This window comes from Hymenobacter persicinus (genome assembly GCF_004167665.1).
In the GTDB taxonomy this organism is placed as follows: Bacteria; Bacteroidota; Bacteroidia; order Cytophagales; family Hymenobacteraceae; genus Hymenobacter; species Hymenobacter persicinus.
In genome coordinates this window covers 111,858-130,476 of record NZ_SEWE01000008.1, presented here as the reverse complement: position 1 = coordinate 130,476, position 18,619 = coordinate 111,858, and the positions used below count along the sequence as shown (strand labels likewise).

The window sequence follows — 18,619 nt, the reverse complement described above, 5'->3', positions numbered from 1 at the left end:
CCGCAGCAGTATCAGGCCCTGAATGCGGAGCAGGAAGTGTACTGGCTGCCATTTGGGGCCAACAAGGTTGTGGAATTCAGTTTGGGCGGGGGCGGGTTTGCGGGCTACGGCCGCCAGCAGAGCTTCACCCGGGCCGGCATCGACTTCGAAACCCAGCGCTTCTACTACCTGCCCCAGAACGAGCGGGGCCTGCACGCGGGTTACCTGGCCTCGGCCACCCTGGACTTCGCCCTGAGTGCAAGCCGCACCTGGCGGCTGGGCACCAAAGTGTCGGTGCAGAACGACACCCGCGGCACCGTGCTGCCCGGCGGGCAGGTGCAGCTCAGCCGGGCCTGGTAGCGGCCGTTATTTCCCCAGCTCCACCCACTGGTAGGCCGGGTCGCGCCGAAACCAGGTCAGCTGGCGCTTGGCGTAGTGCCGGGTGTTGCGCTTGAGCAGGCGCACGGCCTCGGGCCAGTCGTGCAGCCCGTCGAGGTAGTCGAAGATTTCCTGGTAGCCCACCGTGTGCAGGGCGTTGTGGTGGCGGTAAGGCAGCAAAGCTTTCACCTCCTCGAGCAGCCCCGCGGCCAGCATGGAGTCCACCCGCTGGTCGATGCGCTGATACAGCTCTTCCCGCTCCCGGGTCAGGGCCACCTTGATGACGTTGAACGGGCGGGCGGCCGCGGCTTTGGCGGTGTGGAAGCTGGAAAACGGCTGCCCGGTGCTGCGCGTGACCTCCAAAGCCCGCACCACCCGCTGGTGGTTTTGCCGGTCGATGCGCCCGTAGGTGACCGGGTCGAGGCGCTCGAGCTCGGCCACCAGCGGGGCCAGGCCGTGCGCGGCCAGCTCCTGCTGCAGGGCCGCGCGCACGGCCGGACTCGTCTGGGGCATGTCGTCGAGGCCCTCGGTCACGGCTTGCAGGTACAGGCCCGAGCCCCCGGTCAGAATCACGAGCGGGTGGCGCTGAAACAGCTCCCCGAGCCGCGCCAGGCAGTCGACTTCGAAGCGGCCGGCGTTGTAGTCCTCCGTAATGCTGTGCGAGTCGATGAAGTGGTGCGGCACGCCCTGCATTTCGGCCGCCGTGGGCTTGGCCGTGCCGATGCTCAGCTCCCGAAAAAACTGCCGGGAGTCGGCCGACACGATTTCGGTGCCGTAGTGCCGGGCCAGCTCCACGCAGAGGGCGGTTTTACCCACGGCCGTGGGGCCGGCCACGACCAGCAGCGTAGGGCCCGAAACGGGCAGATCAAAGAGGTTCAGGTTCATGCGGGAATGGATTGCGGGGCCAGCAGCCCGGCGTAGAGGGCCAGCAGCTGCCGCTCTTCGTGCTGCCAGTTGAGCTCTTGGCGGGCGCGGCGGCAGTTGCGGGCCAGCTCCTGGTAGCGGCTGGGCTCGTCGCGGAGCAGGCGGTTGAGGGCCCCGGCAATGGCGGCGGGCGTCAGCTCCACCACTTCGGCCACGTCGTAGAGGTCATTGAGCAGGCGGTATTCGGGGAAGTCGACGATAAGCTGGGGAATGCCGGCGTGCAGGTAGTCGAAAAACTTGTTGGCCAGCGAATAGTAGTAGCTCAGGCCCTGGTTTTCGAGCAGCATGATGCCCACCGCGGCGTGGCGGGTTATGTCGCGCAGCTCGGCGGGCAGCACAAATCCGCGAAACTCCACCTTCCCCGCCGCCAGCAGCCCCAGCGCCGCGGCCCGCTCCCGCAGGTCGGCCGATAGGTCGCCTTCCCCGCAAATCACGAGGCGGCCGGCCACGGCGGGCATGGCGTCGAGCAAGGCTTCGAGGCCCCGGCCGGCGTTTAGGGCACCCTGGTAGAGAATGTAGCCGTCGGGCGGCGCGGCGGCCGGGGTCGGCAGCTCGTTTTCGGTGAGCCGGCTGATGTTGCGCACCACGGAAAACGGCCGGCCGTAACGCTGTTCAAACACCCGCGCCAGGGCCGGCCCCACGGTGTAAGCCAGGGTGGTGCGGGGCACGATGAATCGTTCGATGGCCAGCCACAGCCGCCGGATGCCGGGCCGGGCTACCACCTCGGGCACCTCCGTAAACAGCTCGTGGGCGTCGTAGACGAAGGGTGCCCCGGCCAGCCGGGCCCGCAGCCACACGGGCAGGGCCGTGTCCAAGTCGATGGCGCACCAGACCCGGGCCCGCTGGCTGAGCAGATACAGAAACAGGCGCAGGTTGAATTCGAGGTAAAACAGCTTGCCCTTGGCAAACCAGCAGCGCAGCCGGTGCTGCTCGTAGGGCTGGGGCGTGAGGGGCTGGGAAGCGGGCCACTCCCGCCCCACCAGCAGCACCGCGTAGCCCTGCCCGGCCAGGCTCCCGCAGATGCGCTGCATCCGCTGGTCGTAGTTCAGATCGGTGGTAACGGTGAAGAGCAGGGAAGCCATAAAAGGAAGGGCGAGCGGGCCGCTTGGGGCGGCAAGGCGGGAAAAAGCCGGTTGGTCTGGGATATTTTTGACAAATTTAAGAAGTTAAACCCCGCGCCCGATCTGTGTGCCTTCCTGCGGGGAGTCTAACGCCGAGCTTACCAGCCTGCCTGATGCCTGTTCGATCTGTTCCTCCGGCCACCTCAGCGGAAATTTCTCCGGCCTCCGCCGCGGACTTTTACCGTGTCCTCTTCGACGAGGCCGACGACGCCATGCTGCTCTACGACGAGCACGGCACCCTCGTCGACTGCAACCGCATGGCCCCGCAGCTGCTGGGCACTACCCGAGCCGTGCTGCTAAGCGCGGGCCTGATGGGCTTTGCCGCCACGCCCGCCGACGCCCGCCAGGAAAACTGGGCCTCCGAAGCCATGCTCCACGACACCATTGTGGCCACGGCCCAAACCGGGGAAAAGGCGGCGCGCTGGTGGTACGGGCAGCGCCCGGATGAGCAGGCCCTCGATGCCTGGCTGACCCTGCACCGCGTGGCTCCGCCCGGGGGCCCGGTGCGGGTGCTGCTCACCCTGCGCGACGTCACGAAGGGCTACCGCCGCCACGAGGCCGCCACCCAGCAGCAGCTCCTCGACCGCAGCCAGCAGCAGCTGCGCGACCTGCTCAGCCGCACCAACCTGAGCTACGTGCAGACCGATCTGACGGGCCGCGTAGTGGATGTGAACGATTTTTTCCTCGATTACACCGGCTATACCCGCGAGGAAGTGCTGGGGCAGAATTACTACCAGCTGTTTTCGCCGCCCGCCGAGCAGGAAGCCCTCCAGGCCGCCTACCTGCGCGGCATTCAGAAGCAGCGGATTCATGATTTTTACGAGCGGACCCTGCTGACCAAGTCCGGGCAGGCGCGCGTGGTGAACTGGCACGCCGAGTTTGCCCGCAACCTGGACGGCACCATCACCGGCATCCTGGTGGTGGGGCGCGACTTCACCGACCGCCACATTGCGGCCCGGGCCCTGACCGACAACCGCACCCGCCTCCAGGACTTCCTCGACAACGCCCACGACCTGATTCAGAACCTGAGCATCGACAACCGCTTTTTGTTCGTGAACAAGGCGTGGAAGGAAAAGCTCGGCTACGACGACGACGACCTGCCCCACCTGACCCTGGGCGACGTGGTGCACCCCTACTACAAGGCCAAGCTGCTCTATCAGCTGCGCAACCTCTACAAGGGCGAGAAAGTCAACAAGCTCGAAACGGTATTTCTGACCAAAACCGGCAAGCCGGTTCACCTGATTGGCTCGATCAGCTGCTCCTGGCAGGACGACGAGCCGGTGAGCACCCGCGCCATTCTGCACGACATCACCGACCGTATCAAGGCCGAGCGTCTGCAGAAGGTGTACTACAGCATTGCCAACCTGGCCATCAGCTCCAAGGATTTGCACTCCCTCTACGGGGCCATCCACCGGGAGCTGAGCAAGATCATCGAAACCAACAACTTCTTCATTGCCCTCTGCGACGACGAGCGCACCCAGCTGCAGTTTGCCTACTTCGTGGATCAGAACACCCAGGGCGAGCAGGGCCTGGTGTCGCGGCCGTTTTCCTCGGGCGTATCGGAGTATATCATTCGCACCGGGCGCCCCCAGTTTCTGCTCCGGCCCGAGCTCGAGGAGCTCATTGCCAACGGCACCATCACGGCCTATGGGCTGATGCCGGAGGTGATGCTGTGCTCCCCGCTGAGCATCGGGGAGCGGATTATCGGCGTGATTACGGTGCAGGACTACCACCGCGCCGACGCCTACGCCGCCGGCGACATCGAGATTCTGCACTTTATTTCGAACCAGGTGGCGCTGGCCATTGAGCGCAAGCGCAACGAGGTCCAGATTCAGAAGCAGAACGCCCGCCTGAATGCCATCTTCGAGAGCGGCTCCCACCTGATGTGGAGCGTGGACACCCACTCCCGCCTCACCTCGTTCAACCGCAACTACTCGGCTTACTTCCTGCGCCGCAACGGCGTGTACCCGACCCTGAACGTGAACCTCTGGCAGGCCGACCTGGGCATGATGGAGGACGACGCCCGCGAGGCCTTCGTGGAAAACTACCGCCGCGCCTACCAGGGCCAGCCCCAGCGCTTCGAGGTGCGCCTGCGCGACTCCCGCGGCCAGGACACCTGGCGGGAAGTGTACCTAAACCCGATTTACCTCGACGACGGCTCGTTCGAGGAAATTTCGGGCATGGCCCACGACATCACCGAGAAAAAACGCTCCCAGCTGGAAATGGCCGCCCAGGAAGAGAAGTTCCGGGCCATTTTCGAGTCGTTTCAGGACATTTACTACCGCTCCGACGCCCAGGGTCTGCTCACGCTCATCAGCCCGTCGGTGCTCGACATCGTGGGCTACCGGCCTGAAGAAGTCATCGGCCACCAGATTGCCAGCTACTACCAGCACCCCGAAGACCGGGCGCGCCTGCTCGATGAGCTTAAAGTCGGCAACGGCACGGCCCGCAACTTCGAAACCAAGCTGGTGCACAAGGACGGCCACGCGGTGAACGTGCTGGTCAATGCCCGCGCCCTCTACGACGAGGACGGCAAGCTTATCGGCACCGAGGGCATTGCCCGCGACATCACCGAGCTGATGCAGATGCAGGACGACCTGCGCCGGGCCAAGGACGAGGCCGAGGCCGCCCTGCACGCCAAAACGCAGTTCTTGGCCAACATGAGCCACGAGCTGCGCACGCCCATGAACGGCATCATCGGCATGATTGACCTGCTGCACCAGACCGTGTCGAGCGAGGAGCAGGAGGATTACGTGGACACGCTGCGCAAGTCCAGCGACGCGCTGCTGGCCATTCTGAACGACATCCTGGACTTGTCGAAAATCCAGGCTGGCAAGCTCCAGCTCAGCGAAACGGGCATCGACCTCCACTACACGATGGAGAAGATCTACTCGCTGTTTGCCAACCGCGCCAACCAGAAAAAGCTCAAGTTCACCTACCACATTACGCCCCATACGCCGCGCTTCATCATCACCGACGAAACCCGGCTGCTCCAGATTCTGTCGAACCTGACCTCCAACGCCATCAAGTTTACGGCCCAGGGCACGGTGAGCATCATCGTGTCCTCGGTCAGCACCGACGGCGTGGAGCACGTGCTGCGCTTTGCGGTCCAGGACTCGGGCATCGGCATTTCGGCCGCCAACGAGAAGCTGCTCTTCACCAACTTCACCCAGCTCGACACCACGCCCACCAAGTCGTGTGGGGGCACCGGGCTGGGCCTGGCCATCAGCAAGCAGCTGGCCGAACTGCTGGGCGGCGAAATCGGGATTTTCTCCAACGAGGGCGACGGCTCCACCTTCTGGTTTACGATGCGCTGCCGCCAGGCCTTCAACGCCGAGGAAATCGTGCAGGAGCGCCAGGCCTCGCGGGAGCGGAGCCTGGAGGTGGTCCGCTTCGAGTCGGCCCCGCGGGTGCTGCTCGTCGACGACAACCCCATCAACCAGAAAGTGGCCACCCGCCTGCTCGACAAGCTCGGCTGCCAGATTGACCTGGCCGGCGACGGATTCGAGGCCATCAGCAAGGCCACGGCCCCCGATGCCCAGTACGAGCTGATTTTCATGGACATCCAGATGCCCGAAATGGACGGGGTGACGGCCATGCTCGAAATCAAGCGCCGCCTGGGCCGGGCCTGCCCGCCCATCGTGGCCATGACGGCCTACTCAATGAAGGAAGACGCCGAGCGGTTTGTGCAGCAGGGCATGGACGACTACGTCTCGAAGCCGGTGAAGTCTCAGGACCTATACACGGTGCTGCGGCGCTGGACCGGGGCCACCGAGCGCATGGCCGTGCTGCACCTCACGCCCGGCACCGAGCCCGACGCGGTGGCCGAGCCGGCCGCCCCACCCCTGGCCCCGCCTGCGACCCCGCCGACCACTGGCGCTGAGGAGGCGCCCGCGGTGCCCGAAGGCCTTATCGACCCCGAAATCCTGGACCAGTTGCGGCAGTTGGGCGGAGCCGAGTTTGCGGCCCAGCTCTACGCCGACTTCGAGCACGAGGCCGGGCAGCTGCTCGAGGAGGCCAAAATCCTGGTAGCGGCCGGCCAGTACGAACAGATTTTACCACATTTGCACCAACTCAAGGGAACCGGCTTTACCTTAGGCATTAATCTGCTGGCCGAATGCGCCAAACAGCTGGAGCATGACCTCAAAAAAGGCCATACCCACGCCGCAGAAGCTAACTTTCAGGACCTGCTGCGTTACTTTGCACAATTCACGGCCGTATATCCAACCGTAACCAGTGCGAGCTGACCCCTGCCGCCTGGTCCTTTCCGTCCTCTCACCTCACTCTGACCCCACAAACTTTCCATCCCATGGCCGACGCTAAAACAATTCTGATTGCCGAGGACAGCTCCGTGATTCTGAACCTGACCAAGAAGATCCTGGAGCTCCAACAATACCGCATTGTATCGGCCAAAAACGGGGGCGAGGTGATCAAGCAGGTCGAGAGCCAGCCCATCGACTGCGTGCTGATGGACATCAACATTCCGGTGAAGGACGGCATGGAGTGCACCCGCGAAATCCGCCGCAACGCGGACCCGCGCATCGCCGCCATTCCCATCATTGCCATCACCGGCAACGCCAACAACTACTCCATGGAGCAGTTCCGCGAGGCCGGCGTAACCGACTATCTGCCCAAGCCCCTCGATTTTGACGCGCTGGTGCGCGTGGTGAAGCAGTACGTGGGCTAGGATTTAGGTGTCAGTTATTCGTTGTCAGTTGTTAGGTCGTTCTATTTGGCGATTAGCGCCTGACCACCAACTGACAACGAATAACTAACAACTACTTATGCAAATAACCTTCCTCGGCACCGGCACGTCGCAGGGCGTGCCGATGATTGGCTGCTATTGCCCGGTGTGCCGGTCCTTGGACTACCGCGACAAGCGGCTGCGGGTGTCGGTGCACGTGCAGGTGCAGGGTAAAAGCATCATTATCGACTCCGGCCCCGACTTTCGTCAGCAGGTGCTGCGCGAGCGGATCGACCACCTCGATGCGCTGATATTCACCCACGAGCACAAAGACCACACGGCCGGCCTTGACGACATTCGGGCCTACAACTTCCGCCAGCAGCAGGACATGCCCGTGTACGCCGAGCCCCGGGTGCTCGACCAGCTCCGGCGCGAGTACGCCTACATCTTCGCCGAGCACAAGTATCCCGGCGTGCCCAAGGTGCAGACCATGCCGATTCTAAGCGACACCGACGTGTTTGAGGTGGAAGGCGTGCGGGTGCAGCCCATCCGGGCCCTGCACTACAAGCTGCCCGTGCTGGGCTTCCGCATCGAAAATTTCACCTACATCACCGACGCCAATTTTCTCTCGCCGGAATCCCTGGAGCTGGTGCGGGGCTCGGACGTGGTGGTGCTCAACGCCCTGCGCCACGAGCAGCATATTTCCCACTTCAGTTTGTCGGAAGCGGTGGATATCCTGACCGACTTAGCGCCGCAGCAAGCCTACATCACCCACATCGGCCACCAGCTCGGCAAGCACCGGGAAGTGGAAGCCACTCTGCCCGACTTCATCCGCTTGGCGTATGACGGGCTGCGGGTAGAAGTGTAGATAATGCGTTTTTTTCCTTCTATCACGGAGCAGTTTTACTCTCCCTTCTCACCTAAAGAAGTCTGTCAACGACTACAGGGAAGCCTAGCTCCAAAGGCTACGTGGCAGGGACTGCTTGAATCCAGGGCATCGGCTTCCTTCAGTGGGGATGCTGATGTTCATGGTTTCCGTATCCAGCGCGTTATTGGCTACCGTAATTCTTGGCTACCCCAGATCAAGGGTACAGTAGAGCCCACGCCAGATGAGCAGGGCTGCTGGGTTATAATCCAGCACCGCCTGCACCCTTTTGTATTGCTAGTCAACCTTATCTGGTTGTGTATAGTAGGGCTACTGAGTTTGGATAACCTTCCTCTGTCCTTAAAGCTTCTGGACAGTGGATACTTTGATTCCGATTTGCTCGCCCCGTTTGGGATGTTTGCAATAGGATTGCTCTTGTTTACCGTGCCTTTCTGGCTGGAAGTGCGCCAATCCCGGCCGCTGCTGGTGAAACTGTTGAAGCTGGAAGACCCAACCTAACATCGTCGGCGCCCTACCTACGTGCACAACAACTATTATTTCCTGCGCCAGCTGGCCCCAGCCCTGTCCAAGGCCCTGGCCGGCTTTCGGGTGGCGGCGTGCTTTTCCCAGGAAAAGGATGAGCTGGTCGTCGGGCTGGTGAAGGACGAGCAGGAATTCTGGCTCAAGGCCCAGCTCTCGGCCGCGTTTCCGCTGCTGGCCTTGCCCGAAACCTTCAACCGGGCCCGGGCCAATTCCGTGGACTTGCTGCCCGACCTGCTGGGCAAAGTAGTGATGCGGGCCAGCGTATTTCTGCACGACCGGGTGCTGCAGCTGCACTTCCAGGGCGACGCAACCTTGCTCTTCAAGCTCTACGGCCCCCGCCCCAACGTCATCTTCCGTCCCGGCCCGGACGCGCCCGCCCAGCTGTTTCACCAGCGCTACACTGCCGACGCCGACCTAGCCCCCGCCCCCACCGCGCCACCTCCTGACTCCGCCAACCCGCTACGGGCATTCCCGGCCCTGGGCGACGTGCCCCCGCGCTACCTGCGCGCCCACGGCTACGACCAGGCCGACGAGGCCACGCGCCATCAGATGGTGCACGACGTGGTGGCGGAGCTGGAAAACCCGGCCCACTTCTACCTAACGGCCATCGAGGGCAAGACCCGGCTGACGCTGCTACCGGTGGGCGAAATTGAGCAGACCCTGCCGCCCGACCCGATTGCCGCCCTGCGCCTGTTTGTGCGCCTCACGCTGGGCCGCCGGGCTTACGAAACCGAGCTGCGCCAAGTGCGCCAGCAGCTGGAAAAGCGCGCCGACGAGGCCACCACCAGCGCCGCCCACGCCCGCACCCGCTTGCATGCCCTGGAGCACACCGTGGGCTACCGCCAGACGGCGGACTTGATTATGGCCAACCTGAGCCAGATTCCGGCCGGGGCGGCTTCCGTGGAGGTACTCGACTTCTATCAGCACGACCAGCCCCGCGTCATCAAGCTCAAGCCCACCGAGACGCCCCAGCGCACGGCCCAGAACCTGTACCGCAAGGCCAAGAATCAGCAGATCGAAACCAAGGAGCTGCTCGAGCGCAGTGAGCGGCGCGAAGCCGAGGCCTTCTGGTGCCTGGAACGCCTGGAGGAATTGGCCGGCATCACCGAGCTGCGCGCCCTGCGGGCCTGGCGCAAAGAGCACGATCTGCTGCCCGCCACCAAAGCCCAGGAAGCCGCCGAGCTGCCCTTCAAGGTGTTTACCGACGCGGGCTTCACCATTCTGGTGGGGCGTAATGCTCAGAACAACGACCTGCTCACCCAGCGCTACGCCCACAAAGACGACCTCTGGCTGCACGCCAAGGACGTGACCGGCTCCCACGTGGTCATCAAGCACAAGCCCGGACAAACCGTACCGGAGCCCGTGGTGGAGCGGGCGGCCCAGCTGGCGGCCTGGTACTCGCGCCGCAAAAACGACTCGCTCTGCCCCGTTATCGTCACGCCCAAGAAGTTTGTGCGCAAGCGCAAGGGTGCCGTGGCCGGCCAGGTGGTGGTGGAGCGCGAGCGGGTGGTGCTGGTCGTGCCCGCCAACCCGTTTGAGCGGGCCAGCTAGCCGACGCACCCGACGGCCGTAAAAGCAGAAAACCCTGCCTCAGCAAGCTGAAGCAGGGTTTTCTTAGTGTGCGCGCGGGGAGATTCGAACTCCCACACCCGAAGGCACCACCCCCTCAAGATGGCGTGTCTACCAGTTTCACCACGTGCGCGGTTGGGTAAGCTAAGCGGTACTTCCAGCGGCAGCGTTTCAGCCCCTGACTTCACTGAGGCGGTGAAGTGGGGACAAAAGTAGCCGGTTAAGCCAAGCAGCGCAAGCGCAAAGACGATTTTTCTTGGAAAAAGGCGCTCCTCAATCAGCCTGCGAGGGCTGAGCGGCTAATACTCAGGAGCAAAGCCGAAAAATAAATTTTCGCTGTTTTCGGGGCTTTAAGCCAATTTTCGCCTTCCAGCGCTCCACCAGGCCCGCTCCGCTTTTCTCGCAGGGTTTGTTTTCGCCTTGAATCCCCCGACAGGGCTCACCACGAAGTAGGCAAGTGCCTACTTCGTGGTGAGCCCTGTCGGGGGAAACCTGGACTTCTAAACAGCCACCAGACAACCTAGCTTAAGATGCACTCACTGGCATGATCAATCTTGACGGCACCGGTCGTTGCTTGCTCCACCTGTTCGGAGTAGCGACACGCTATTCCCAGCGACAACGAATACGTGAATCCACCCTTGGCGGTGGCCATCTGCTGCTGGTCTAAGCTAGCCAGCGTCTGCTTGTTGAGGGTGATTTTGGTGTTTACTTTTTTCACTCGATAGGGTGCCGCAGCTACCCGCCCGCTGCTGTTTGCCCGGGCTTCGTCTGCAGCTGCGGCAAACGTAGAGCCACCCCGCAAGACTGACAATAGCCTTAGGCTATAGCCCGGCCGCCACCGTCCCGACTGGCCGGCCGGAGTAGGTAAGGCACGGGAAAGAGTGGCAGCAACGGCCATCTGGCTTTAGTCGAGGATGTAACTAACCTGGCAGTTTCTGAGACCCTGCGTCGTGACCACCCTTTCCCGGCTAGCGGGCTGGTTCACCGTTTTCTCATGCACCCTCGCTCAACTTGGGGCGGACAACCTGCCCGGCCGCTGAAAAGCCGTCGATTTTAAGTATTTTAATTTCACTATTTCCCCTTTTGTCTTTCCCGCCCTATGGATCATGTCAAGGAAGTGCTGGGCAAGCCCACTAGTAAAACGGCCGCCTTTTTTGCCCATCTGGCTGAGTTTATCACCAAGTTTTCGGGCACGACGCTGGCTTTCTGCGTGGCCTTGGGGCTGGTGCTGCTCTGGGCCCTGACGGGTCCGATTTTCCACTACTCCGAAACCTGGCAGCTGGTCATCAACACCAGCACCACCATCATCACCTTTTTGATGGTATTTCTTATCCAGCGGGCCCAAAACAAGGATTCCCTGGTGCTCCACCTCAAGCTCAACGAGCTGCTGGCCGTGACGAAAGGCGCCAGCAACCGCCTGATCAACGCCCAGGACTTCTCGGAAAACGAAATCAACCTGCTCCACGAGTATTTCTGCCTGCTGGCCGAGAAAGCCAAGAAGGAGAATGACCTGGGCAAGACCCACACGGTGGAGGAAGCCGAAGAAAACCACCAGGAGAAGGTCGAGGCCCGGCACACCCGCCACCAGGGCACACCCCATCATTCGTAGCCTACAGCCCACAAAAAAGCCCGGCATCTGTCGATACCGGGCTTTTTTGCTTTAGCTGGGAATAGCCGCAAGCAGGCGCTGCTACTGGGCGCGGGTCAGGGGCGTATCGACCACGTGCTCGGACACAAACCACACTTGCAGCTCGTTGGTGCGCATCACGTCACTGACCACCAAGTCGTTGGTACCGTCGTCGCCGCTGTCATCGGCGCGCTTGGCAAATTCGTGGCAGTTCTTGAGCATGATTTGGTGGGCTTCGAGCAGGCGCGACACCTGGACCGGCGCTTCTTCGCGGTCCTTGGGCGGACGTGGAATGGTGGTCAGCTCCGCCACGTCGGCAGCCATGGCAATGGCCACGCCGCCCAGAATCTGGATCCGCTCGGCAATGGTATCGACTAGGGTGCTCTGCTCTTCATAGTGCTTGTCGTAGAGCAGGTGCAGCTGGTAGAACGTGGGGCCCACGACCTGCCAGTGGTGCTTTTTGTAGAGGTCACGCAGGGTGATGGTGTCGGCCAGCAACTGGTTGAGCATCGTCACGCTGTCTTGGCGTACGCTCTCCGACAGGCCGATGGGCAGGCGCTGCGACACGGTGCCGTATTTCTGCAGGGCCGCGGGGGCATTTACCTGCTGATTCAGGATGGGCTGCACGCTCACGCGGGCGGTGCCGTTGGCCGAAGGGGCCTGGGCCGCTTTGGCGGGCGCGGCGGCTTTGGCGGAAGGTTTTTTGGTGGTGTCTTTGGTAGCCATGAGGTTGGAAGCTGGATGGGGCGGAAGAGACGAAGCGCCAGGCGTTTCGCTGCCTGCTTTACGCACGAAAACGGTTCAGGTTGGCATTTTTCAGCGACCCGGCCATCCTCAGCCCCAGCTTTCGGCGGCCCTACCCCGGTCCCGGGTCCGCGCCGCCCCCGGAGCTTACCCTCGGGTCAGAATCTGCGTAGGGGACTACCAAGCACTTTTCTTCTCTTCATAACTTCTCCCCGTTCATGCACCCGCACCACCATCCCCACGCCGAGGACCACCTGACCAGCTCGGCCATGCTCCAGGATATCGTCATCGGCCTTTCCGACGGGCTGACCGTACCCTTCGCCCTGGCCGCGGGCCTGAGCGGAGCCGTGCAGTCGTCGGCGCTGGTCATTACGGCGGGGCTGGCCGAAATCGTGGCCGGCTCCATTGCCATGGGACTGGGCGGCTACCTGGCCGGGCGCACCGAGGTAGAGCACTACGACGCCGAGCTGGCCCGGGAGCACCGCGAAGTGCGGGAGGTGCCGGAGGTGGAGCGGGCCGAGGTGCGCGACCTGCTGGCCGAAATCGGGCTGTCGGAAAAGACCCGGGAACTGGCCGTGCAGGAGCTCACCGCCGACCCCGAGCAGTGGGTGCGGTTTATGATGAAGTACGAGCTGGGCCTGGAAAAGCCCGACCCCCGGCAGGCGCCCAAGAGTGCCGCCACCATCAGCCTGGCCTACGCCTTGGGCGGCCTGATTCCGCTGAGCGCCTACTTTTTCACCAGCACCCCGGCCCAGGGCCTGCTGTGGTCGGCGGTGATAACGCTGGTCTGCCTGCTGCTGTTTGGCTACCTGAAAAGCCGCATGACCGGGCAGCCCCCGGTGTGGGGAGCCGTGAAAATGGCCGGCGTGGGCGCCCTGGCCGCCGCCGCCGCCTTCTTCGTGGCCCGCCTGATCAGTGAGTAGAACCGGCCGGCTGGCACCAGCCCCAACCCACCAAAAAAAGCCGCGGCTGGCTGGCCGCGGCTTTTTTGGTGGAATACCTAAGCGCCTACTCGCCTGCCGTGCGCAGCAGGCGGGCCACCTGCCGGCCATCGGCGGTGCGGGCCAGGTAGAGGCCGGCGGGCTGCCCGGCGGCGGGGTGCCACTGCACTTCTCCCGAAGGCTGGCTTTGGAGCGTAGCTACCTGCCGACCCAGGTGGTCGAAAACCAGCACGGTCTGCACGCCGGGCTTACTGAGCGTGAAACGCACCTGGCTCTGAAACGGCGTGGGCGTGGCCGCCAGGGTCGTCAGCTGCCGGGCCGGGGCGGTGGCCCGGGCCCGGTTGCCGACGCGGAAAGTCAGGGTCTGGGTCTGCACGCCCTTGATGGGGCAGGCGTCGTCGGTGGTGGTCACGGTGCAGTAGTAGAGGCCTGGAGCCAGGGTCAGGGGCGGAATCCAGTCAATCTGCGCGGTGGGGTGCGCGGACGGCCCCGTGATGGTCAGCTCGGAGTTGGGCAGCACCTGCTCCACGTTGCTGGTCATGGTCAGCAGCTGGGTGGCGTTGGGGTCGGCGCCGGCCAGGCGCACGGTCACGAGCTGGCCGGGCACCACGGCAATGGGCGTCGTGGCGGCCTGGGGGGCGCTGCTCCCATTCACCAGCACGGGGCTGGGCAGCGGGTTCTGATTGTTGCCGCAGTCCACGACGGTAAACAGCATGTCGCGGCGCAGGGTGCCGACTAGCACGGCCGTGCGGCTCCCGCCGGGGTTCTGGCGGTAGCGGTACTCCGACACTTTCACGGCCACCACGTTCTTGTTGAGGGCGCTATTGACGGCCGGATCGTACAGGGCCGGCACCATGGCAATCGAGCCGCTGGCCGGGTCGAGGGAGAAGTAGGGCTGGGCCTGGCGGAGCGGGCAGGCACCGGTGATGCCGTAGGAGGGCATGGGAAACCCGGGCGAATACACCAGGGACGGCAGGTTGACGAAGCAGCCCGGGGCGCTGGGGTCGGGCACGAGCTGCTGGGGGGCCACCGCGTACTGCACGGCCGTGCCGCAGCTTTCCAGGGGTGCCACCAGTTCGTAGGTCAGCGAGTCGCCGTCGGGGTCCAGGGCCATTTCGCTGAAGCTGGTCGGCAGCCGCCAGCCCACGAACGATACCACCTGGGAGTTGCTGCTGAACACGGGGGACGAGTTCGTGGCCACGGTGCGGGTGTCGAGAGTGGCTTCGGTATAGAAGTTGCCGGTGCCGGTTACGATGTTGCCCACATCCGGCCGGGCATTCAGAAACACGCTGAGCGTCCACTGCCCCGGGGCCAGGGTCACGGTGGTGGTAAACTCCCCGGTTTCGTAATTGGTGGGCCGCCCAACGCCGCAGGGCGACCCAATGGTGGCGCAGTAGTTGTTGCCGATGCGCTGGGAGCCCGGCACCAGCGTCATCGCCGCCCGGGGCCAGGGCACGCCCGTGCAGCCGGTGGTCCGGTACTCCAGGTCGACCGAGGCGGGAAACATGGCGCCCCCACAGTCGCGGTACACCCGAAACAGCACTTTGTAGCGGTTGGCACCCAGGCTCTGGTAGGAGATTTCCCCGGCCTGAATGTGGGTAGCGTACAGATTCGAGGCTCCCAGCAGGCCGATAAGCAGTAGAATCCAACGCGTGATGAGTAAGGGTTTAAGCATAGAATCGTGGGTAAGAGAAGGATGGATGAGCAATGAAGGGGTATAGTTACTCAAAAACCCGGGACGTATTGTCTATTTTTTCTGTTGCTCCGCCCCCTTCGCTTGCGGCGCGCCCGTAACCACGCCGCCCCCGCCGCAGTACGCCCTAGGGCAGCTGACTCCGGCTGCCCCCGATCCTGCCCGCCCATGCCCTTCCCCTTCTTCGGCGACGATAAGTCCAAGATTGCGCAGATGCTCGCCACCCTGCCCCAAACCGGCCGCCTGGAGTGGATTGGCCTGCGCCCCGCCCGGCGGGAGCCCCTGCTGGCCGTGCCCGAGGCCACGGCCGAAACCGACCGCCACCTGGCCGGCGACCATGCCCGGGTGAAGGCCGGCGGCAAGCGGCAGGTAACCCTCTTGCAGCACGAGCACCTGACGGCCGTGGCCGGGTTTCTGGGTCTGCCGGAAGCCCTGGACCCGGGCCGGCTGCGGCGCAATCTGGTGGTGAGCGGACTGAACCTGCTGGCGCTGAAAAACCGGCAGGTCCAGGTCGGCGACGAGGTGGTGCTGGAAATAACCGGGGAGTGCCACCCCTGCTCCCGCATGGAGGAAGAGCTGGGCCCCGGCGGCTACAACGCCATGCGCGGGCACGGCGGCCTGACGGCCCGCATCCTGCGGGGCGGCGTGCTGCGCCTGGGCGACGTGGTGCGGGTGCTGCCCACGGCGCCGGCCGCCCTGCCAGCTGATGCCTAGTCCTGGTGGGCGGGCATGGTTTCGGGCCGCGGGGTGGCGTGACGGTGGGCCAGCCGGTAAGTCAGGGCCAGCACCACGTTGTTTTTGGCGGAAGTACCCAGCGGCACCAGCTGGCCCTGCTTGAGGCGGGGCTGGGCGTAGCTGGCCTGGCGCACCCAGCCGAGCTGCACGTTCAGGCGGCTGTTGAGCTGGTAGCCTAGGCCGGCGTACACGCGGTTGCGCTCAAACACCGGCCCCTTGGGGTTGAGAAAGATTTCGTCGTAGACCGACACGAACACGGTATGGTCGGTGATGGTGGTGTGGTTCAGGGGCAGAAAGGCGTTGAGCCGGTAGCGCAGGCGCTGCCGAAACGCGGTGCTGTCCTCGGCCTTGTAGGTCAGCCAGCGCTGCTCCACCCGGTAGCGGTGCTCAAGCTTGAGCCGGCTCATAAACTGGTGGAGCACCAGCTGCTGCCACACCCGCTTTTCCACGTTCACGGGCCCGGGCTCATCGAAGGTGCTGTAGCGCCCGGCCCCGACCAGCACCGTGAAGTTCTTGTCGAGGTCGTAGCTCAGGCCCCCCTTGAGCTCGTTGTAGAAGTACTGCCGCAGCAGGCCGTTGCTGCGGGCCTGCACTTCCACGTAGCCGCCCCACTTCTTTTCCACGCTGCCCGGCAGCACCACCGTGCCGATGTACCAGTTGCCCCAGGTGCCGGGCGTCTGGGCCAGCGCCGGGCGGGCAACTGCCAGGGCCCCGGCGGCCAGCGCGAGGCGTAGTACGTTGTTCATCGTGGGCGTGGTGGTAGATACGGGTCACGAAGGTACGCTACGGCCTCCACAAACCACGCCGACGCGGACCTAGCGGCTCGTGCCTTTACTCCTGCTCCGGGCGGTCCACGTCGGTGAGCTGGCCCTTGTTGCGCATGATGGTCAGGTCGAGCTGGGTGAGGGTGAAGGGCTCCTTGCTGTACTTGTCGGTTTGGTTGAGCTCCTCGAGTGGGTGCCGGTCGTCGATGTCGTAGTTGTTGGCCACCAGCTCCACGGTGTTGCCGTGGGCGGCCACCACCTTCAGCAGGGAGTAGCGCCGGGCCGTGTCGCTGTCGTGGACGGTGTAGACGTCGCCGGCCCGGGGCGCGGCCAGGAACGTGGCGCTGTCCTGGTCGTGGCGGCGGCCGGCCACCAGGGCTACCACCAGGCCCAGGGCCAGCACCACCAGGCCCGACCACTGCCACCAGGGCGCCGTGGTGTGCTGGCGCAGCAGCTCGGCGGCCTGCTTGAGCTCGGCGGCTTCGGCGGGCAGCTCCTTTTCGGCCCAGGTCCCCTTGCAGTGCGCGCAGTGGGCCACGGCGGGCTTGCTAAACGGGAACAGAGGTACCCAGTACACGTGGGCGTAGCGGCTGAACACGTTCAGCCACATCTGGTCGGTGGTGGAGCAGGCGGGGCAGGTCAGGCCGGGGGCGGCCTCGGTGCGCCGCAGCGTGGCCTTGGTTCCGTAAATAATCATGGGGAAAGAGGAGGATGGCGACTAAAGGGTGGAAAGCAGAAAGGAACAGCCCGTCTACCGGCTATTCGGCCTTAAGGATACGGTTACCGGTGCCCACGTTGCTGATTTCCGGCTTGGTGCCGCGCCAGGTCACGGTGTTGTTGCTGCCAATCAGGCTGATGGAAGTCACGTTTTCCAGGCTCACCCGGTTGTCGGCGCCCATGACGGTGGCCTCCCCGCAGCGGCCGGTGAAGGTGGCTTGGTTGGCGTTGCCCACCACCTGCACGTCCTGCCCGGTACAGGCCCGGGTCTGCACGGTTTTGTCGCCCGTAATGACGATTTCCCCGTCGCTGTCGACCACCACGGCCCCGTGCTTGTTGCCGGCCTCGATGGTGGTGTGCGTTTCCTGGTCGGCCTCGTCGGGGGCGTTGGAGAAGCAGGCGCCCAGGGCCGGGGCGAGGACAACGGCCAGGGCCAGCCGGGCAAGTGGGTAGCGGTTCATCGGCAGGTGGTATGGAGGGGCGAAACGGCAACAAGGTAGCAGCTTCGCGCCAAGCCGAGGCCGGCCCGCCGTCTTTTCTGGGCTCCGTACCGTCCCGGCTGCTTATCTTCCCCACCGCTAACTATCTATCCTAGCTACTTCCCCCTTGACTTACTCCGACTTCGAAGCCCGCTGGCAGAAATCCGGCGGCGCCGAGCGGGCCAACTACGGCCTGTTTCTGCAAGACCTCTGCGACCTGCTCGGCGTACCCCGCCCCGACCCCACCACCGACTCCCCCGCCCAGGACCAGTACGTGCTGGAGCGCGCCGTGCAGTTCCAGGACGGGGCCAAGAAGAGCACCGGCCGCATCGACCTGTATAAGCGCGGCTGCTTTATCCTGGAAACCAAGCAGGGCACCGACTCGGCCGACGCCCAGCAGAAAGCCCAGCAGGCCGACCGCGCCGAGCTGGGCCTCCCCGCCGAAAAGCGCCGCAAGGGCCACGCCCTGCGCGGCAGCGTGAAGTGGGAGCAGATGATGCAGGCCGCCCGCCAGCAGGCCCTGGGCTACGTGCGCGCCCTGCCCGCCGACGAGCCCCGGCCCCTGTTTGTGCTGGTCGTGGACGTGGGCTACTGCCTCGACGTGTACTCGAACTTCGCCGGGGTCGGCGACTCCTTCGTGCCCTTCCCCGACCAGGCCCGCTTCCGCCTGCCGCTTTCGGCCCTGGCCGACGAGGGCACCCGCGCCCTGCTGCGCGGCATCTGGCTGGAGCCCCGGGAGCTGGACCCCAGCCGCCGCGCCGCCCGCGTCACGCGGGAGCTGGCCGGCTACCTGGCCGGCGTGAGTGCCCAGCTCGAGCGGGCCGGGCACGCGCCCGAGGTGGTGGCCTAGTTCCTG

The 18,619-nt window shown here is 64.3% G+C and carries 17 protein-coding genes and 1 tRNA gene; 9 read left to right on the top strand and 9 right to left on the bottom strand.

The genetic code is table 11. The features are described 5' to 3' along the window. Positions 1 to 339, top strand: a 339-nt coding sequence (locus tag EWM57_RS21090) for a hypothetical protein (protein WP_165370428.1), incomplete at its 5' end; no start/stop codon positions are given. 6 nt (positions 340 to 345) lie between these two features. On the opposite strand, the gene miaA is transcribed toward EWM57_RS21090, so the two are convergent. Further along, on the bottom strand, positions 346 to 1,242 hold the full coding sequence (gene miaA / locus EWM57_RS05870) for a tRNA (adenosine(37)-N6)-dimethylallyltransferase MiaA (RefSeq protein ID WP_129920212.1): 897 nt from the start codon (positions 1,240 to 1,242) through the stop codon (positions 346 to 348). Then, the gene (locus tag EWM57_RS05865) at positions 1,239 to 2,363 is read right to left on the bottom strand and encodes a glycosyltransferase (protein ID WP_129920211.1); all 1,125 of its coding nucleotides are present in this window, start codon (positions 2,361 to 2,363) and stop codon (positions 1,239 to 1,241) included. The genes miaA and EWM57_RS05865 overlap by 4 nt, the downstream gene beginning before the upstream one ends. Before the next feature lie 152 nt (positions 2,364 to 2,515). Between EWM57_RS05865 and EWM57_RS05860 the strand changes: the two genes are divergently transcribed. The 4 genes from EWM57_RS05860 to EWM57_RS05845 all read left to right on the top strand — a co-directional run bounded on the left by EWM57_RS05860 (position 2,516) and on the right by EWM57_RS05845 (position 10,045). Beyond that, on the top strand, positions 2,516 to 6,649 hold the full coding sequence (locus EWM57_RS05860; RefSeq protein WP_129920210.1) for a PAS domain S-box protein: 4,134 nt from the start codon (positions 2,516 to 2,518) through the stop codon (positions 6,647 to 6,649). Positions 6,650 to 6,711: 62 nt separating this feature from the next. Then, on the top strand, positions 6,712 to 7,089 hold the full coding sequence (locus EWM57_RS05855) for a response regulator (RefSeq protein ID WP_129920209.1): 378 nt from the start codon (positions 6,712 to 6,714) through the stop codon (positions 7,087 to 7,089). 97 nt (positions 7,090 to 7,186) lie between these two features. Beyond that, entirely contained in the window at positions 7,187 to 7,954 is a 768-nt protein-coding gene (locus tag EWM57_RS05850; RefSeq protein ID WP_129920208.1) for an MBL fold metallo-hydrolase, read from the top strand. Between the two features lie 537 nt (positions 7,955 to 8,491). After that, on the top strand, positions 8,492 to 10,045 hold the full coding sequence (locus EWM57_RS05845) for an NFACT RNA binding domain-containing protein (protein WP_129920207.1): 1,554 nt from the start codon (positions 8,492 to 8,494) through the stop codon (positions 10,043 to 10,045). A 69-nt stretch (positions 10,046 to 10,114) separates the two neighbouring features. Here EWM57_RS05845 and EWM57_RS05840 read toward each other — a convergent pair. Both EWM57_RS05840 and EWM57_RS21085 read right to left on the bottom strand, forming a co-directional pair. Then, a tRNA-Leu gene (locus EWM57_RS05840) sits at positions 10,115 to 10,196 on the bottom strand. Positions 10,197 to 10,583: 387 nt separating this feature from the next. Next, positions 10,584 to 10,781 (bottom strand): class I lanthipeptide, encoded by a 198-nt coding sequence (locus EWM57_RS21085; RefSeq protein WP_165370427.1) that lies wholly within the window; start codon positions 10,779 to 10,781, stop codon positions 10,584 to 10,586. 381 nt (positions 10,782 to 11,162) lie between these two features. Here EWM57_RS21085 and EWM57_RS05830 point away from each other — a divergent pair, with 381 nt between their 5' ends. Next, positions 11,163 to 11,672: a low affinity iron permease family protein gene (locus EWM57_RS05830; protein ID WP_129920205.1), complete on the top strand. Its 510-nt coding sequence runs from the start codon at positions 11,163 to 11,165 to the stop codon at positions 11,670 to 11,672. Positions 11,673 to 11,753: 81 nt separating this feature from the next. Here the strand turns inward: EWM57_RS05830 and EWM57_RS05825 are convergent, their stop codons facing one another. Next, the gene (locus EWM57_RS05825) at positions 11,754 to 12,416 is read right to left on the bottom strand and encodes a Dps family protein (protein ID WP_129920204.1); all 663 of its coding nucleotides are present in this window, start codon (positions 12,414 to 12,416) and stop codon (positions 11,754 to 11,756) included. 236 nt (positions 12,417 to 12,652) lie between these two features. Between EWM57_RS05825 and EWM57_RS05820 the strand changes: the two genes are divergently transcribed. After that, a complete protein-coding gene (locus tag EWM57_RS05820; RefSeq protein ID WP_129920203.1) occupies positions 12,653 to 13,357 on the top strand; it encodes a VIT1/CCC1 transporter family protein in 705 nt (234 codons plus the stop codon). An 85-nt stretch (positions 13,358 to 13,442) separates the two neighbouring features. Here EWM57_RS05820 and EWM57_RS05815 read toward each other — a convergent pair whose 3' ends face one another. Beyond that, complete coding sequence (locus tag EWM57_RS05815) at positions 13,443 to 15,050, bottom strand: hypothetical protein (RefSeq protein WP_129920202.1); 1,608 nt, start codon at positions 15,048 to 15,050, stop codon at positions 13,443 to 13,445. A 186-nt stretch (positions 15,051 to 15,236) separates the two neighbouring features. On the opposite strand from EWM57_RS05815, the gene EWM57_RS05810 reads away from it, so the two are divergent. After that, the gene (locus EWM57_RS05810) at positions 15,237 to 15,782 is read left to right on the top strand and encodes an MOSC domain-containing protein (RefSeq protein ID WP_129920201.1); all 546 of its coding nucleotides are present in this window, start codon (positions 15,237 to 15,239) and stop codon (positions 15,780 to 15,782) included. On the opposite strand, the gene EWM57_RS05805 is transcribed toward EWM57_RS05810, so the two are convergent. The 3 genes from EWM57_RS05805 to EWM57_RS05800 all read right to left on the bottom strand — a co-directional run bounded on the left by EWM57_RS05805 (position 15,779) and on the right by EWM57_RS05800 (position 17,745). After that, positions 15,779 to 16,549, bottom strand: coding sequence for a DUF2490 domain-containing protein (locus EWM57_RS05805; RefSeq protein WP_129920200.1), 771 nt, complete (start codon positions 16,547 to 16,549; stop codon positions 15,779 to 15,781). The two genes, EWM57_RS05810 and EWM57_RS05805, sit on opposite strands and share 4 nt — an antisense overlap. Positions 16,550 to 16,634: 85 nt before the next feature. Beyond that, positions 16,635 to 17,264, bottom strand: a complete 630-nt coding sequence (locus EWM57_RS21080; protein ID WP_165370426.1) for a hypothetical protein — start codon at positions 17,262 to 17,264, stop codon at positions 16,635 to 16,637. A 61-nt stretch (positions 17,265 to 17,325) separates the two neighbouring features. Further along, positions 17,326 to 17,745, bottom strand: a complete 420-nt coding sequence (locus tag EWM57_RS05800; RefSeq protein WP_129920199.1) for a DUF3060 domain-containing protein — start codon at positions 17,743 to 17,745, stop codon at positions 17,326 to 17,328. A gap of 145 nt (positions 17,746 to 17,890) precedes the next feature. Here EWM57_RS05800 and EWM57_RS21525 point away from each other — a divergent pair, with 145 nt between their 5' ends. Further along, positions 17,891 to 18,613, top strand: a complete 723-nt coding sequence (locus tag EWM57_RS21525) for a type IIL restriction-modification enzyme MmeI (RefSeq protein WP_242509993.1) — start codon at positions 17,891 to 17,893, stop codon at positions 18,611 to 18,613. The last annotated feature ends 6 nt before the right edge of the window (positions 18,614 to 18,619 follow it).